Origin of the sequence: Ralstonia sp. 24A2, from assembly GCF_051783885.1 — a bacterium.
Taxonomy (GTDB): domain Bacteria; phylum Pseudomonadota; class Gammaproteobacteria; order Burkholderiales; family Burkholderiaceae; genus Ralstonia.
In genome coordinates this window covers 627700-642787 of record NZ_JBPVZD010000003.1, presented here as the reverse complement: position 1 = coordinate 642787, position 15088 = coordinate 627700, and the positions used below count along the sequence as shown (strand labels likewise).

Genomic DNA, 15088 nt, shown 5'->3' with positions numbered 1-15088 from the left:
TGTGACGGCCGGGAAGTGTGACGCCATGACAACGATTAGTTGACCGTGGACAGGCCCGGCGCCGAAGTCGGCGACTTCACACTAAGAAACAGAATGCGCCGCAAGCGACTTACGGTAGAGTGAGGCCCGCCGCAGATGCGGGTGGCGACCGAGGGGTCGAAGTTGCTGCCTTTGGGGGAAGTGCGATCGACAGCACAGGGCGTCGGTGGAATCCAAAAAGCGTACCATACGCCACTATAATCCCGTGTGGACGGGCGGCTTTCCGCTCGAATAACAACGTCCTTGCATCACCTCCTTTGAGGAAGCATGTCGAAGCGCGCCATCCTCGGGATTCATTTTCGCGACATCTTGTTTGATTCATGCCTCATTTCAAATATCGCCTGAGCCGGGTCTCTGCAAGAAAGTTCTGGTACTACTTTTCGAATGCATCAAGCCATTTTCTGGCTCGAACAACCAAGCACGGGAGAGCCGAGGCATTCCTAAAGGGAAAAGGCCATCACGGCAGCCGTCAGGATGTACTGGATCGCCTGAATTACTACAACTCGATTTCGGAAACGTTTGGCCCAAGTGGAAACGCGATCGAGTATTCAAACTTCCTGTTGAAATCCCCAACCAGCACCATTCAGAGCAAAGATCGTAATATCGGCAGCACCTATTTTTATGATCTGGTTGACCTGATGGACTATTTTGGTCCGGGTTACAACTTTGACTATGACTGCGGAGATGTGACCACCGAGCCGACATCTCCTGCTTTCGTAAAAAGCCGCCCCATTAAGGATGCTTCGCACAACGGAATTCTTTTGAAGCTGGATGCAATCCGGCATTTTTCCTTTGCGCGCGACAACATTGATTTTGCTCATAAGAAATCAATGGCAGTTTTCAGGGGGCCTTGCCACCAGGAGCATCGCCAGGCATTTGTCGAGCGGTGCCATGACCTGCCGAACGTTGATATCGGCGATATTCGAAAGTCCGTACAGGGGAAGGCGATTCACAAAGCGCCCATGACGATTGGCGAGCAGCTGCAGTACAAGTACATCGTCAGCGTTGAAGGGAATGACGTTGCAACCAATCTGAAATGGATCATGTCGTCCAATTCGCTGTGCTTCATGCGACGGCCCCGGTATGAGACGTGGTTCATGGAGGGGAGGTTGGTTCCCGACGTGCACTATGTCCTGCTGAAGGACGATTTCTCCGATCTCCAGGAGAAAATGGAGCATTACCAGAAATTCCCGGGAGATGCGCTGGCGATCATTCGCAACGCCAATCAGTGGGTGGCGCAATTCCTGAACCGCGATCAGGAGCGCTTGCTCGGTTTGATGGTGATCGCAAAGTATTTTCGCCTGTCGGGCCAGCAGGCCTTCTGGTAAATCGCAGTCAGGGCGACCTGCACAACGTTTGATCCAGGGCAGGGCGGCGTGCGGGTCTGTCAGCGGGTCGCGCGCCGGCGCGCTACACTCTTCATCTTTCGCCGTCTTCGTACGATTCTCCCGCCATGACCGCGTCTGTCGACACGCGCACCCCTGCGCCTACCTCCGCGCACCCGCTTTCCACCGAGCAACAGGCTTTTTTCAATGAGCACGGCTACCTCGTCCTGCGGGGTCTGGCCAGTCAGCATGAGTGCGCCACCTTGCTGGCGGCCGCTCAGGATGCGCTGGAGCGCGCAATCCCGCCCGTAGAGCTGGAAACCGACGTCGGCTACGCCGGGGCACCCTCCTCGCGCGAGGCGGAGGGCGGTCACACCGTGCGTCGCTTGCTCGATGCGGATTCGCGCGGTACCCCTTACACAGAATGGGCACGCGATGCGCGTGTTGCCGGGCCGATCGCACAACTGATCGGCAGCCCGGTGCACCTCTCGCTTGCGCACCACAACTGCGTGATGACCAAGCACCCGGCCTTCGGCACGGCTACGCATTGGCATCGCGACAGCCGTTACTGGTCGTTCGCGCGCAATGCACTGGTGTCGTCATGGCTGGCGCTGGTGGAAGAGACGGTCGACAACGGCTGCCTGTGGGTCATCCCCGGCAGCCACAAGATCGAACTGCCCGCTGATCGTTTCGACGCTAAGCTCTTTCTGCGCCAGGACCTGCCTGAAAACCGCGAGCTGATCGACACTGCCCGCCCGGTACCACTGCTGCCTGGCGACGTGCTGCTCTTCCACTGCAACACTTTCCACGCGGCACGAGCCAACCAGACCGGCGTGGTCAAGTTCTCCGCCGTCTTTACGTACTACGGCCCTGACAATCACCCGCTGCCGGGCACGCGGTCGTCTGCGCGACCTGATCCGCTGGTCGGCTGAGGAGACGTGGGGGAGCGTTCAACGTTTGCCTTCCCCCATTTGTAGGTGCATGGCGGACAGATTCGTGTCACGCGTCTTTGCTAAGGTGAACTCCCAACGACGATGAACGGGGGAACACCATGCCGATTCAGGAAGTGACACACGGCGCGCACGTGATCTTTGTGGATTCGCTGCAGCGCGACGACCGTCGATGGACGGCGCGTTTCCAGGTCTGCCGCGCGGGCCACGTCGTGTGTGACTGGGAGGACGTTGAGATGCCGGAGGGATTCATCTCTGCCCAGCTTGCCGTAAGCGCCAGCGTATTGCTGGCCGAGCACCGCCTCTCCAGCCTGTCGTCGCATTAAAGAACGCCCGCCACGCAGCGGGCGTTTTTCTGTGCGGGTGCCCGCGTTTTTTGGGTGGTACCCGATCCTTGGCGTGACCCGTTCATCGCATGCAAGCGACCGTTTGCACCCCACAGCCTGCCTTTCGTCGCACCGTGGGCGACGTCTCCAAAGCACCTGCCTAGACTGCCTCCTGACCGCCGGAGCCCCAGCCGGCCACGCCAACTCAGGAGACTCCCATGACTGCAGTGTTCTCGACGCCGCTGATGTCCCGCGCGGGCGCCGCATTGGTGTTGATGCTGGCTGCGGCCAGCGCATCCGCCGCCACGCTCACCGTTGTCGTTGAAGGCACGCGGGGCCGCCAGGGTGCGGTGCGCGCCGCGATGTTCCGTGATGCCACCAGCTGGCTCAAGCCCGATGCGGCCGTGCGAGCAGACATCGCTGCGCTCGACAGCGTGTCAGGCAACAGCGTCACCTTTGTCTATCCGGACCTGCCGGCGGGGCGTTATGCGCTGTCGGTCTTTCATGACGTCAACAGCGACGGCCAGCTCGGTACCAACCCGGCCGGTATTCCCGTTGAGCCCTACGGCTTCAGCCGCGATGCAAAAGGCCGCTTTGGCGCGCCGTCCTTCGACGATGCGGCGATCGACGTGCAAGCCGATCAACACGTGACCATCCATCTGCACTGACATTGACTTGGGGGCCTGCCATGCAACGCCGATCCTTCCTTGCGGCATTGGGTGCCGCACCGTTTAGCCTGACATTGCAAGACGTGATGGCGGCCAGCGTGGACCCGTGGGCCGCCGGGTTTGCTGCCGCCCGCACGCAGTACCCGTGGCTGGCGGGTTATCAGGGCGCCAGTGCGGACATGCCAACCCGTGCGCTCAAGATGGAGGGCACGTTCCCGCCCGCACTTCGCGGCGCGTTCTACCGCAACGGCCCCGCGCGGCATGAGATTGGCGGCATGCGCTACCACCACCTGTTCGACGGCGACGGCATGATCCAGCGCTACGACATCAGCGAACAGGGTGTCACGCACCGCGGCGTATTCGTGCGCACCGACAAGTTCGTCGCCGACACCGCCGCCGGCAAACCGCTGCGTGCGATCTTCGGCACCGCCAACCCCGACATGGAGCCGGTCAGCACGCCCGACAGCATCAACGTGGCCAACACCAGCCTCGTGATGCATGGCAACGAGATGCTCGCGCTGTGGGAGGGGGGCTCGGCCATGCGCGTTGATCCGGACTCGCTGCGCACGCTGGGCGCGCAGACCTGGCGCGACGACTACAAGGGCATGCCGTTCTCCGCCCACCCCAAGGTGGAGCCCGATGGCAGGCTGTGGAATTTCGGCGTGAGCAGCGCGGCGGGTCTGCTGACGGTGTACTGCGTGGGCGCAGATGGCGCACTCAAGCGTGTGCAGTCGGTCAAGGTGCCCGATGTGGCGATGGTGCATGACTTTGCCGTGACGCAGCACCACCTGGTGTTCCTGCTGCCGTCGTTCATCTATGACGTGGAGCGATCGCGTGCTGGCATGTCGTTCCTCGATGCGCATGTGTGGCGGCCCGAGCTGGGGATGCGGGTGCTGGTGCTCGACAAGAATGACGTCACGCGCATGCGCTGGCTGCAGTTGCCGGCTGGCTTTGTATTCCATCTCGGCAATGCGTGGTCGTCACCAGACGGGCAGGAAGTCCACCTCGACTACGTCCGCTCGGACGACGCCACCATCGTCACCACCACCCTGCGTGAGCTGATGCGCGGACAGATCCGCCCGGCACCCGGCGCGCGCCTGACGCAACTGCATTTGAACCTGCGCACAGGGCGTGCCGATCAGGTCGTCACGGAGCACGTGGCGGAGTTTCCGAAGATCGACACACGCCGCACGGCTTTGCGCCATCGTGCGTTGTTTACCGTGGCCCACACGGCGCCATCGGGTAACGCACAGGCGCTGCACGGGTTCGACACGGTCATGCGTTTCGATCCGGATTCGGGGCAGGTGCAGCAGTACCGCTTTGGGCACCGCGTGCTGGTGGAGGAACACCTGTTCGTGCCGGCCTCGGCCACTGCCCGCGAAGGCGAGGGCTGGCTGGTCGGTACGGTGTTCGATGTGGATGCCGGCTGCACCAAGTTGACGGCGTTCGATGCGCGCAACCTGTCGGCAGGGCCGGTGGCCGTGGCGAGCCTGAACGGCGTGGCGCCGCTCGGCTTGCACGGGCTGTTTCGCGCGGCCTAGCGCGCGTTCCTGGTCATCAGAGCGGGTGGGTCAGCAAGCTGTAGATCGTGCGCACGCCGCTCACGTAGTTGCCCATCCGTAGATTCTCGTTGGCGGCATGTTGGTTGTTGTCGGCATTCACCAACGGAATGATTGCAAACGGCACCTGCAGCACCCCCACGATTTCTGCAGTGGGCACGGTCCCACCCATCATGCGGATACGCACCGGCGCGGGGCTGGTGCCAAAGCTGTCGGTCAGCGACTGGTAGGCCCATTTGCCCACTGCCGAGTCGATCGGTGAGCCCGCGGCGTCTGCACCTTTGCTCTGGTATGAAAAACTGGCGAGCTTGTCGTAGCGGCTGCGTTCTTCGTCGGTCGGCGTGTCCTTCACGAGGTGATAGCCCTGTCGAACGATGTACTGCTCGATCTGTTTGCCGAGGTAGGCCGCGCTGGAGTCCGGCGTGGTTCGTAGATCCATCTCGGCGACAGCCTTGTCGGGCACGATGTTCGCCACCTTGTCGCCGATGGCAGCGGACGCCATGCCGCGCACGTTCAATGATGGGTACTGCATCGCCTCCTGGTAATTGGCGCCGACCTTGTCGGCGTGTGCAATGCCCAGGCGCTTGTTGAGCGCAGCCTCATCGTCAGGCACGGCCGCCATGATCTTGCGGTCGGCCTCGCTGATCTGCACGTGATCGTAGTAGCCCGGCACGGTCACGCGGCCCTGATCGTTCTTCATCGATGCCAGCAGGCTGGCCAGCTGCTGCGCCGGGTTGCGGGCGTAGTTGCCGTAGTGCCCGCTGTGCAACGGCACCTTGCCGCCATAGACGGTGAGCCTGGCCTCGGCGACGCCGCGGTTGCCGAAGATCAGCGTCGGCAGATTGCTCGCGTGCATGGGACCATCGTGGATCACGATGGCGTCGGTGCGCAGCAGTTCGCGGTTTGCCTGCATCACCTTGCCGATGGAGGGCGAGCCCTTTTCTTCCTCACTGTCGAGGATGACCTTGACGTTGACAGCCGGCTGGCTGCCGCCGGCCTTCAGCGCGTCGATGGCGGCCAGCATCATCATGATCGGGCCCTTGTCGTCAGCCGACGAGCGGCCGAACACGCGCCATTCCGGGTCCAGCGGGCCGCTGAAAAGCGGGGCCGAGTCGATTTCTTCCCAGCTGCCCTGCGCCGTCTTGCGTTTGAGCACGGGTGTCCACGGGCTCTTTTGCGCCCACTGCGTGGGGATCACCGGCTGGCCGTCGAGGTGCATATAGAACAGCACCGTCTTGCGCGCGGCATCCGGCGCAGTGTTGTTGGATGGCAGTTCGGCATACAGCATCGGTTTGCCGTTGTTGGCCAACTGCTTTGTCGTGAAGCCACGCTTGCGGAACGCCTGCTCCAGCCAATCGACGTTCTTGCGGACGTCTTCCGGCACGATGGCGTCATTGGGCAGCGACAGCAGCTCGAAGTACTCGCGATAGGTGGCCTGGGCATGACGTTCGGCGTCTGTGGCGGAGAGTTCAGCGGCGCCGGCCAGGCCGGCTGCCCCGAGCATCAGCGCGGGTACCAGTGCCACCAGCAGGCGTTGCGCTGCACGGGGTGCGAAAGTTTGGCGGTCTGCGAACTGGCGGGGCATATGAGCACTCGGCTGGTCGAACGGTGCATAGCAGTCTGAGCACATGTGACCTTTTTGACCATTAGAATTTTCTTGGGATATCTTTGCATTTTCTGCAAAGCAAAAAGGCCTCTCGCTTACCTCGCCCATGTCGTCCCATCGCCTGCAGGAAACGTCGCTACGCTATTTTCTTGAGGTTGTTCGCAGCGGCTCGCTGACGGAAGCTGCTGCGCGTTTGCACGTCAGCGCGTCGGCCATCAGCCGGCAGGTCGCGATGCTTGAAGCGTTGCTAGGTGTGCCATTGTTCGAGCGCCAGCCGCGCGGCATGACGCCCAGTGCGGCGGGCGAGCTGCTCGCTGCGCACGCGTTGCGCGGGGCGCTGGAGGCCGAGCGCGTGGTCTCCGATATTCAGGGCTTGCAGGGGCTGCAACGCGGGCGGGTGCGCATTGCGTGCTCCGATGGCTTTGCGATTGAGTTCGTGCCGCGCGTCATCGTGGCGTTTCGGGAGCAGCACCCGGGCATTCAGTTCGACCTCCGGGCCGAAGAACCCATGCGCGTAACCGAGGCAGTACTGCGCGGTGACGTAGACATCGGCCTGACCTACAGCCGCGCCGCGGTCCAGGGCATCCGCGTGGAGTACCAGCAGCGTGCATCGGTGTTCGCGATCATGCGGCCCGACCACGCGCTGGCGACACTCCAAAGCGTGACACTGGCGCAGATGCACCCGTTTCCGATTGCGCTCTCGGGGCCCGACAACACGGTACGCCAGCTGTTCGACATGAGCTGCAGCCATCGCGGGCTCGTGTTCGAGCCGGCGCTGGTCAGCAACCGCTTCGATGGACTCTTGAGCTTCGTTCTGCATGGCGGCGGGCTGGCCATCGCGGGGGAGATCACGGTGCGCGATCGCGTGCTGCGCGGCGAGCTGCATGCCGCGGAGATTCGCGAGCGCGGCATGCGTGGGCGTGCGGTTGAACTGCAGACGTTGGCCGGTCGCACCTTGCCCGAGGCGGTGCGGGTCTTTCTGGACTTTCTGCGTCAGGCGCTACCGGCGTCGAAGTAGCGCCAGGGCTCAACGGAAGGCGGGTTCGTCAAAGCTACGCAGCTTGCGCGAGTGCAGCGCCTCAACGCCGTTCTCGCGCAGCAGGCGCACGGTTTCCATGCCAATCGCCAAATGCTGGCTCACGCGCTGGCGATAGAACAGGTTGGCCATGCCGCGCAGCTTCAGCTCGCCGTGCAGCGGCTTGTCCGACACGCACAGCAGGGTGCCGTAGGGCACGCGCAGGCGGAAGCCGTTGGCGGCAATCGTGGCGCTTTCCATGTCGATGGCAATCGCGCGCGACTGGTTGAAGCGGCTGTACAGCGCCTGGTACTTCAGCTCCCAGTTGCGGTCATCGGTGGACACCACGGTACCGGTGCGCATGCGCGATTTCATGTCGGCGCCGGACAACCCAGTAATGCGTGCCACGGATTCCTGCAGCGCCACCTGAATTTCCGCGATGGGCGGCACAGGCACCCACGGCGGCAGGTCCTGATCGAGCACGTGGTCATCACGCACATAGGCGTGGGCGAGCACGTAGTCGCCCAGTTGCTGCGAGCGGCGCAGGCCGCCACAGTGGCCGATCATCATCCAGCAATGCGGGCGCAGCACGGCCAGGTGGTCAGTGATGGTCTTGGCGTTGGACGGGCCCACGCCAATGTTGACCAGCGTCACACCCAGGCGGTCTTCGCGCACCAGGTGGTAAGCGGGCATCTGCGGCAGGCCCTTGATGCGGTGCGCATCGTCGGGCGCCGGGGTGCCCAGTTCGTGCACCGTGTCGCCGGGTTCGACAAAGCGGACGTAGCCCTCGTCGTTGCCGTCTTCCATGAGCTTGCGGCCGAGCGCGGCAAACTCGTCAACGTAACGTTGATAGTTGGTGAACAGCACGAAGCGCTGGAAGTGCTTCGGGTGCGTGGCGGTGTAGTGGTACAGGCGCTGCAGGGCGAGGTCGACCCGCTCGGCAGTGAACATCGACAGCGGCTGCGGCTCGTCGCCCTCGGGGCGGTAGGTGCCGTTGGCGATGGAATCGTCGATCTGCGCGAGGTCGGGCAGCGTGAACGCGCCACCCAGCGCACGTGCCTGCTCGGGCGTGATGTCCACTGTGGACGCTTCCACCACGAACGGCAGCGGAATCGGCCGGTTGCTCACGCCCACCACCACCGGGCTGTTGTGATAGTGCAGCAGGCGCTCGATCTGCACGCGGTAGTACTCGCGGAAGAGATCCGGCCGCGTGAGCGTGGTGCCATACACCCCCGGATACGCCACCGTGCCCCAGGCCGGCCGCGCATCGCTCACCAGCGTTTTCGGGTCGACGGTGATACCAAGGTACGGGTAGCAGGCGGAGCCGTCTTCGCTGCAGTCTTCACCGCGCGCGAAGGCGAGGAAGCGGTCGCGAATCGTCTGCGCGGAGCGCTCGTAGATGGCGGTGATGCGCTCGACGGCGGTGTTGGCGTCGGTGCAGATCGCCAGGTCGTGCGCGGGATAGAGATGGGCGGTGGCGCGGGTATCGGTCATGTACCGATGATACCGACGTTTTGTGAACGCAAGATAGCCGCGTCGTTACGTCACTACGTTACGTCACCGCATCCACAATGGGGCGTGCACGCCAGCGCAGGAAGCGCTTCCAGGTCGACATTTCCACCCGCTGCGTGGAGCCTGCACGCAACCAGTTCGGCAGCGCCTCGATCCCGCTGCATAGCAGGAAGTACAGCACGGCAACCGCGCCAAACACTTCCGCCGGATACGCCACTGTGCGGCTGTTGACCTGGCTTGCGGCGGTGGATAGCTCCACCACGCCCACGATGTACGCCAGCGACGTGTCCTTGACCGTCGACACCCACTGATTGGCCAGTGACGGCAGCATGATGCGCCAGGCCTGCCGCAGCACGATCGTCAGCAGCGCCTGCGTGGGCTGCATGCCCAGCGCCAGCGCCGCATTGCGCTGCCCGGCGCCCACCGCGCGCAGGCCGGCTTCCATGCTTTGCGCGATGTAGGCGGCACCCACGGCCGCCAGCGCGGCGACCACCGTAGCCGTTTCCGGCACGGCCACGCCCAACGCCATCGGGATCAGGAAGTACGCCCAGAACATCAGCATCAATACTGGGATGGCGCGCAACGTTGCCAGCACGCCGCGCAATGTGTGTGTCAGCCAGCGCAGACCGGGCGCCGCATCCAGCCGATCCAGCAGCACGGCGAAACCGACACCCGCCAGCGTGGCGGCCAAGCAAGCCAGCAGCGCCATCCACACGGTGAGCACCGCGCCTGACAGCGGCCCGTTCGGATACGGACCCACCAGCAGATACCGTAGATGCAGGAGGAGGGCCTCTGCCGTCATGCCGCGGCTCCAGCCAGCCCAGCGGCTGAGGTGGATATCCAGCCGAACCGCCGCAGCACCAGCGGCGCCGCCCACTGCAGCAGCAGGATCACCACCGCATACAGCACGGTTGCCACGGCAAAGGCCTGGAAGGCGAGCAGCGTGTCGGTTTCCACCTGCCGCGCGCTGTAGGAGAGTTCTGCCAGCCCAATGCCCATGGCCAGCGAGGTGTTCTTGATGGTGTTGGCGCATTGCCCCAGCAGCGGTAGCGCCGACACGCGCAGCGCCTGCGGCAGCACCACGCGCAGAAAAGCCGCACGCGGCGTGAAGCCGAGCGACAAGGCAGCCTCACGCTGGCCGCGAGGCACCGCGCGGATGCCGGCACGCAACTCTTCCGAGAAGAACGCGCCGGCATACAGCGCAATGCCAAACGCGGCCGCCAGGAATTCAAACGACGGTGCCGGCAGCCGCCAGCCCCCCAGCGTGATGCCGTTCCAGCCCGTAATGGCGCCGACCACGTTTTCGCCCAGCAACTGCGCAGCCCCGAAATACCAGAAGAACAGCTGCACCAGCAGCGGCGTCTTGCGCAGGAAGGCAACCAGCCCGCGCGCCGGCAGGGTCAGCCACGGCTGGTTGCTGGCGCGCAGTGCCGTCAACAGTAGGCCAATCGCCAAGCCACTGGCGATAGCCGCCGCCGACACCAGCAGTGTCATCCCGAAGCCCTCCAGCATCCAGCCGAGGTAACGCGGCGGCAGGGGCTGGAGGAAAGCGGGCAGGCTCAAGCTCACTTGGTGCTGCCGATCACGAAGTCACGCGGCAGCGGTGCAGTGCTCTTCGGGCCGAACCAGCGGTCATAGATGCGAGCGGCGGTACCGTCTTTCTCCAGACCTTGCAGGATCTGGTCGACGGTGCTCGTCAGTTGCGTCTCGCCTTTGGGTACGCCCACGCCCATGTATTCGCGCGTCAGCACGAACGGCGAGATCTCCAGCTCGCTGCGATTGGGCAGCGTGGCCAGCAGCGCGCCGAGCTTGGCGCCGTCCTGCGCGAACGCCTGGATTGCACCGCTGCGCAGGGCCGTGAGCGCCAGCGGGGAGTCGTCATAGGCGATCACACGGGCGTTGGGGTAGCCCTCGCGCAAGGTGGTCTCCTGCGTGGTGCCCTTGTCCACGCCCAGGCGAATGCCATCCTTCTTCAGATCATCCGGCTGCTTGAGGAAACCCTTCTTGGCAATGAACTGCAGGCCGCTCGCAAAGTACGGCGTGCTGAAGTCGATCTGCTTCTTGCGCTCATCGGTAATCGTGAAGTTGGCGGCAATCAGGTCGACCTTGCCCGAGGTCAGCAGCGGCACACGGTTGGCCGGGTTGGTGGCGCGCAGCTCCAGCTTGACGCCCAGCTTCTTGGCGATTTCCTGTGCGTAGTCGACATCCAGGCCGACCGGCTGGCCGGTCTTGGCATCGGCATAGCCGAACGGCGGGTTGGCGTCGAACACGCCCACGCGCAACACGCCCGCCTTCTTGATGTCGTCCAGGCGGTCAGCCCGGGCGGCCGGTGCGTGCAGCACGGCCAGCGCCAGCGCCGCCCCAACGACCACACCCACCGCCTGGCGCGACGATTTTGCCAAGCCCCGTGCTGCCCCTCGCAACGAGAAACGCCCCGAGAATTCTGCTTGCATGACGACCCCCTGAAGATTTTGAGGGGCTCAGCGTAAAGTGGATGCTGCACCGCGCAAACGAATTCATTGGCAGATCGATATGCGTGCTGCCCGATTCTGGTGCGCGTAACCTTGCGCGGTGCTTCAGTTTTTACAGTTGCCGCCGATAGGGCTTGACAGGTGTTCGAGCGTGCACCACGCGTTTACCCATCGCAGCGATGTAGCCGATACACTGGCCAAAAAGAAAAAACAGGCACAAACAGACGGGGGAGTACAACGTGGACCAACTGGTTGGCGATCACCTCCGCCAGCATTCTCTCGGGCATCGGGAGCGTGGATCGTGCTGATCGCTGCGCTGGCCTGTGCCAGCCTCGTTTCCATTGCGCTGATTGGCCTGTCATGGCCGCGTCGTGACGATGCGGAAGTCTCCGCCTTCATGCTGCTGGCGCTGGGCACTGCATTGTGGAGCGGTGCGCGGCTCATGGAGGTCGTCACCTTCGACATGCCCGTGCGTGTGGGCTGGGCCAAGGTGGCCTACCTCGGGATCATGATGGTGCCGGCCGCGTGGCTGCGCCTGGTGCTCGGCCTCACGCGGCCCGAGCTAAACGCGCTGCCACTCGTGCGTGCGGGCTGGGTGCTCGCACTGCTGGTGGCCGCGGCCTTCCTGGGGCTGGTTGCCACCAATGCGTTGCATCACCTTGTCTGGCTCGACGCGCGCTTTGTCGTCATTGACGGCGTGCAGCGGGCGGTCTTTGCCCATGGGCCGGTGTTCTGGGTTGGCACTGCTTACAACTACGTATTGCTGGCGATGAGCCTGGTGTTGCTGACGCTGCCTACCAGCGACGCTGTCAACGTGCTGTATGCCCACGCCGCCACGCGCACGCAGGTGCGGCTGGCGCTTGTGGGCGGGCAATTGTTGCCGCTGGTGGCGCATCTGGCTTATCTACAGCACTGGACCACGGCCCTGGGTGGCGACCTCACACCCGCTACCTTCGCGATCAGTACCGCGCTGCTTGGCTGGGTTGTGCTGCGCCCGCGCCTGCGCGATACCGCCGCCTACGCGCGCGGCAAGATCATCGAAGCCATGCGCGATGGCTGCATCGTCCTGGCGCGCGATGGCACCGTCGCCAGCATCAACGCGGCAGCGCGCTACCTGCTGCCGACCGCACGGCTGCACGCATTGCCGCCCGACGTGCTGAGCGTGCCGAGCATCCTGCGCGAGTTTGAACGCACGCGCCTGCCCAATCGCCACCAGGTCTGGCTGCACGACACCGGTCGCACACTGGAGATCACGCTCGAAGGGCTGATTGACGCGCGTGGCCGGCACACCGGTGTGTTCCTGCTGTTGCGCGACGTGACGGTCGAACAGTTGCAGCGTGCCGGCATGGCCAGCGCGCAAGATGCACTGCGTGGCGAGCTGCAACGTACGCAGGCCAAGCTCAGCCTGCTCGAGAACGACGTCAACCGTGACGCGCTCACGCGCCTGTTCAACCGCCGCTTTTTCGAGACGCAGGCACCGCGCCTGCTGGACCATGCGCGCCGCGACAATCGCCCTGTCACGCTCGCGCTGTTCGACATCGATTGTTTCAAGCAATACAACGATACCTACGGCCACCTGCAGGGCGACGACTGCCTGCGCATGGTGGCCGACACGCTGGGCATGGCTTGCCGCCACCCTGATGATTTCATCGCCCGCGTGGGTGGCGAGGAATTCATCGCCATGCTGTTCGACCTGAGCCTGGACGATGCACGCAGTGTCGTGGCACATGTGGTGGCCACGGTGGCCGAGCGGGCGCGCCCGCATGCGGCTTCTACCGTGGCGCAATACGTGACGCTGTCAGCCGGCGTGGTGACGGTCACGCCCGATGGCGAGCGCCTGGACGTGCTGTTCGAGCATGCGGATACGGCGCTCTATGAAGCCAAGCGCAACGGGCGGAACACGTTGCGTTTTCATCATGCTGCGCCGGGGTTGCGCAGCGTCTCAGGCGGGGAATGAGTCTGCAGTCGTGATCAGCTTGGCAGTGGTTTAGGAAACCACATCAAAAACAGCGTGTACTCCCCCACCACGGATTCGCACTGAATGCTGCCGTCGAATGCTTGCATCACGCGTCGGCAGAAGGTCAGCCCGACGCCCGAGCCCTTGCCATGATGCTTGGTGGAGAAGAAGGGGTCGAAGATGCGGCGCTGGATGGTGGGCGGGATGCCCGTCGCGCTGTCGCGTACCTCCAGCACGTAGCGCTCCTCCGTTTGCCGGCACGCAATCTCGATATGCCCTTTGTGCGCGATCTGAATGGCATGCAGGGCGTTCTTCAGAAGGTTGAACAGCACATAGACGAGCAGCGTGTCGGAGCCGATGAAACGCCAGTCGGTGTCGAAGTCGCGGAGCGCAATGCGTTCTCGTTCACCGGATTGGAAAGGGTACTGCGCCAGCGCTGTGTTCACGCATTCGCGCAACGAGTGGGTGGCGAAGGTGCGGCGATCCAGTCGTTCCAGCGTGACCGAAGCTAGCGTCATGTCAATCACACCATGTGCCGAAGCAACTTCGGACGAGATGGTTCCCGCCAGCTTGGATACGCGCTCCAGCATGCCGGGCTGCGAAGGCGGTTGGCATAGACCGTGTTCGACCGCCAGTCGGTATCCATGGAAGAGTTCGGGCCATGCACGTGCGATTTCAGCGGCCTGCAGGCGGATGGTCGTCAGCGGTGTACGGACTTCGTGCGCGACGGTGGCCGCGAGCGCGTAGGGGCGCATCAGGTCAAACATGATGATGCCGACAGCGATCGTGCCGGGGGCAATGGCAAGCGGCAAGACACCGGGCGGGTAGATCGCAACGCCATAGTTCGTTGCGTAGTCCACCGCAGACAGCGAAATCAACCCGACACCAAACAGGCACGTCCGCAGCCGTTTGCGTTTCTCAGCCGTAGCGTTTTGCTGGCCCACATACAACAGCCACATGCTGCGCGACACCAGCGCAACGGTCTGGACGATATGCAAGGCTTCCAACGGACCGGCTTTCGGATAGAAACCAAAGTGGAAATGCCGCACGCCGGCGATGATCAGCTCGCTACCCAGCAACAGGGCGATGAGCACGACGTCCAGTGCGTACGCTGCAATTAGCCAGCGTTGCTCCTCCGGGCGTTCCGCCACCTCCGTTGCGAAGTGGTAAAGCGTGGTGGGCAGCACGAGAATCGCCACCCAGCCCGCTTTGGCCAGCATGCGCGCTGTGTTGATGTCACTCGTCTGAAATAGAAATGCCCACAGCCCCTGCCACACGCCGATGAGAACGGTCAGGCAGAAAAACACGCGGCCCGCTCGTGTTCGCCATCGCGTTGTAAGCACATGGATACCGCAGAGCAAGAAGAGAGACGAAACAAAAATCGGTAACAGCGCGTACATGGAATTGGAGGCCGGTTAAAAGGCGATATTCACGACGCAAAGTGTCGATGGTTCTCAAAAGTAGCAGTAATTGCGGGGTATGCGAGCGTATCGATCTCGTGTGTTTTGTTGAGATCCCGCTTGGACTGCCTTGAGCCGCCGCCGCGTGCGGCGTTGTACCTCGAAACAGAAATAGAGCGTATCGCGTGGGGTAATCAATTTGCCTGTTACAAAGCTTAACGAGCATCGCAAAAATGGATGCATGCGTGGGGTTTCCCATG

At 63.3% G+C, this 15088-nt stretch carries 13 protein-coding genes; 7 read left to right on the top strand and 6 right to left on the bottom strand.

Features of this window, described 5'->3' with window-relative positions:
* Window positions 1–359: 359 nt before the first annotated feature.
* The 5 genes from ACS13N_RS20340 to ACS13N_RS20320 all read left to right on the top strand — a co-directional run bounded on the left by ACS13N_RS20340 (window position 360) and on the right by ACS13N_RS20320 (window position 4849).
* A complete protein-coding gene (locus ACS13N_RS20340; protein WP_438933413.1) occupies window positions 360–1367 on the top strand; it encodes a glycosyl transferase family 90 in 1008 nt (335 codons plus the stop codon).
* A gap of 125 nt (window positions 1368–1492) precedes the next feature.
* On the top strand, window positions 1493–2296 hold the full coding sequence (locus tag ACS13N_RS20335; RefSeq protein WP_438933412.1) for a phytanoyl-CoA dioxygenase family protein: 804 nt from the start codon (window positions 1493–1495) through the stop codon (window positions 2294–2296).
* A gap of 119 nt (window positions 2297–2415) precedes the next feature.
* Entirely contained in the window at window positions 2416–2640 is a 225-nt protein-coding gene (locus ACS13N_RS20330) for a hypothetical protein (RefSeq protein WP_039597949.1), read from the top strand.
* 218 nt (window positions 2641–2858) lie between these two features.
* Window positions 2859–3308 carry a DUF2141 domain-containing protein gene (locus ACS13N_RS20325; protein WP_438933411.1) on the top strand — a complete coding sequence of 150 codons (450 nt, stop codon included), beginning with the start codon at window positions 2859–2861 and terminating at the stop codon, window positions 3306–3308.
* A 20-nt stretch (window positions 3309–3328) separates the two neighbouring features.
* Window positions 3329–4849 (top strand): carotenoid oxygenase family protein, encoded by a 1521-nt coding sequence (locus ACS13N_RS20320; RefSeq protein WP_438933410.1) that lies wholly within the window; start codon window positions 3329–3331, stop codon window positions 4847–4849.
* Window positions 4850–4865: 16 nt separating this feature from the next.
* On the opposite strand, the gene ACS13N_RS20315 is transcribed toward ACS13N_RS20320, so the two are convergent.
* Window positions 4866–6371 carry a M20/M25/M40 family metallo-hydrolase gene (locus ACS13N_RS20315; protein ID WP_438934459.1) on the bottom strand — a complete coding sequence of 502 codons (1506 nt, stop codon included), beginning with the start codon at window positions 6369–6371 and terminating at the stop codon, window positions 4866–4868.
* Window positions 6372–6579: 208 nt separating this feature from the next.
* Between ACS13N_RS20315 and ACS13N_RS20310 the strand changes: the two genes are divergently transcribed.
* On the top strand, window positions 6580–7491 hold the full coding sequence (locus tag ACS13N_RS20310) for a LysR family transcriptional regulator (protein ID WP_438933409.1): 912 nt from the start codon (window positions 6580–6582) through the stop codon (window positions 7489–7491).
* A gap of 9 nt (window positions 7492–7500) precedes the next feature.
* Here the strand turns inward: ACS13N_RS20310 and ACS13N_RS20305 are convergent, their stop codons facing one another.
* Genes ACS13N_RS20305 through ACS13N_RS20290 form a run of 4 tightly spaced genes read right to left on the bottom strand, consistent with a single transcriptional unit; the run spans window position 7501 to window position 11453 of the window.
* Window positions 7501–8982 (bottom strand): AMP nucleosidase, encoded by a 1482-nt coding sequence (locus ACS13N_RS20305; protein ID WP_438933408.1) that lies wholly within the window; start codon window positions 8980–8982, stop codon window positions 7501–7503.
* A gap of 58 nt (window positions 8983–9040) precedes the next feature.
* The gene (locus ACS13N_RS20300; RefSeq protein WP_438933407.1) at window positions 9041–9802 is read right to left on the bottom strand and encodes an ABC transporter permease subunit; all 762 of its coding nucleotides are present in this window, start codon (window positions 9800–9802) and stop codon (window positions 9041–9043) included.
* Window positions 9799–10512, bottom strand: a complete 714-nt coding sequence (locus ACS13N_RS20295; RefSeq protein WP_438934458.1) for an amino acid ABC transporter permease — start codon at window positions 10510–10512, stop codon at window positions 9799–9801. The genes ACS13N_RS20300 and ACS13N_RS20295 overlap by 4 nt, the downstream gene beginning before the upstream one ends.
* Window positions 10513–10565: 53 nt before the next feature.
* Window positions 10566–11453, bottom strand: coding sequence for an ABC transporter substrate-binding protein (locus ACS13N_RS20290; protein WP_438933406.1), 888 nt, complete (start codon window positions 11451–11453; stop codon window positions 10566–10568).
* A gap of 319 nt (window positions 11454–11772) precedes the next feature.
* Here ACS13N_RS20290 and ACS13N_RS20285 point away from each other — a divergent pair, with 319 nt between their 5' ends.
* Window positions 11773–13428: a diguanylate cyclase domain-containing protein gene (locus ACS13N_RS20285; RefSeq protein WP_438933405.1), complete on the top strand. Its 1656-nt coding sequence runs from the start codon at window positions 11773–11775 to the stop codon at window positions 13426–13428.
* 14 nt (window positions 13429–13442) lie between these two features.
* On the opposite strand, the gene ACS13N_RS20280 is transcribed toward ACS13N_RS20285, so the two are convergent.
* A complete protein-coding gene (locus ACS13N_RS20280) occupies window positions 13443–14828 on the bottom strand; it encodes an ATP-binding protein (RefSeq protein ID WP_438933404.1) in 1386 nt (461 codons plus the stop codon).
* Window positions 14829–15088 lie beyond the last annotated feature (260 nt).

Excerpts from the sequence above, each read along its gene's own strand:
- ACS13N_RS20300 (WP_438933407.1), bottom strand. The coding sequence starts at position 9,802 with ATGACGGCAGAGGCCCTCCTCCTGCATCTACGGTATCTGCTGGTGGGT.
- ACS13N_RS20280 (WP_438933404.1), bottom strand. The coding sequence starts at position 14,828 with ATGTACGCGCTGTTACCGATTTTTGTTTCGTCTCTCTTCTTGCTCTGC.
- ACS13N_RS20295 (WP_438934458.1), bottom strand. The coding sequence starts at position 10,512 with ATGCTGGAGGGCTTCGGGATGACACTGCTGGTGTCGGCGGCGGCTATC.
- ACS13N_RS20335 (WP_438933412.1), top strand. The coding sequence starts at position 1,493 with ATGACCGCGTCTGTCGACACGCGCACCCCTGCGCCTACCTCCGCGCAC.
- ACS13N_RS20340 (WP_438933413.1), top strand. The coding sequence starts at position 360 with ATGCCTCATTTCAAATATCGCCTGAGCCGGGTCTCTGCAAGAAAGTTC.
- ACS13N_RS20325 (WP_438933411.1), top strand. The coding sequence starts at position 2,859 with ATGACTGCAGTGTTCTCGACGCCGCTGATGTCCCGCGCGGGCGCCGCA.
- ACS13N_RS20330 (WP_039597949.1), top strand. The coding sequence starts at position 2,416 with ATGCCGATTCAGGAAGTGACACACGGCGCGCACGTGATCTTTGTGGAT.
- ACS13N_RS20320 (WP_438933410.1), top strand. The coding sequence starts at position 3,329 with ATGCAACGCCGATCCTTCCTTGCGGCATTGGGTGCCGCACCGTTTAGC.
- ACS13N_RS20290 (WP_438933406.1), bottom strand. The coding sequence starts at position 11,453 with ATGCAAGCAGAATTCTCGGGGCGTTTCTCGTTGCGAGGGGCAGCACGG.
- ACS13N_RS20310 (WP_438933409.1), top strand. The coding sequence starts at position 6,580 with ATGTCGTCCCATCGCCTGCAGGAAACGTCGCTACGCTATTTTCTTGAG.
- ACS13N_RS20315 (WP_438934459.1), bottom strand. The coding sequence starts at position 6,371 with ATGCTCGGGGCAGCCGGCCTGGCCGGCGCCGCTGAACTCTCCGCCACA.
- ACS13N_RS20305 (WP_438933408.1), bottom strand. The coding sequence starts at position 8,982 with ATGACCGATACCCGCGCCACCGCCCATCTCTATCCCGCGCACGACCTG.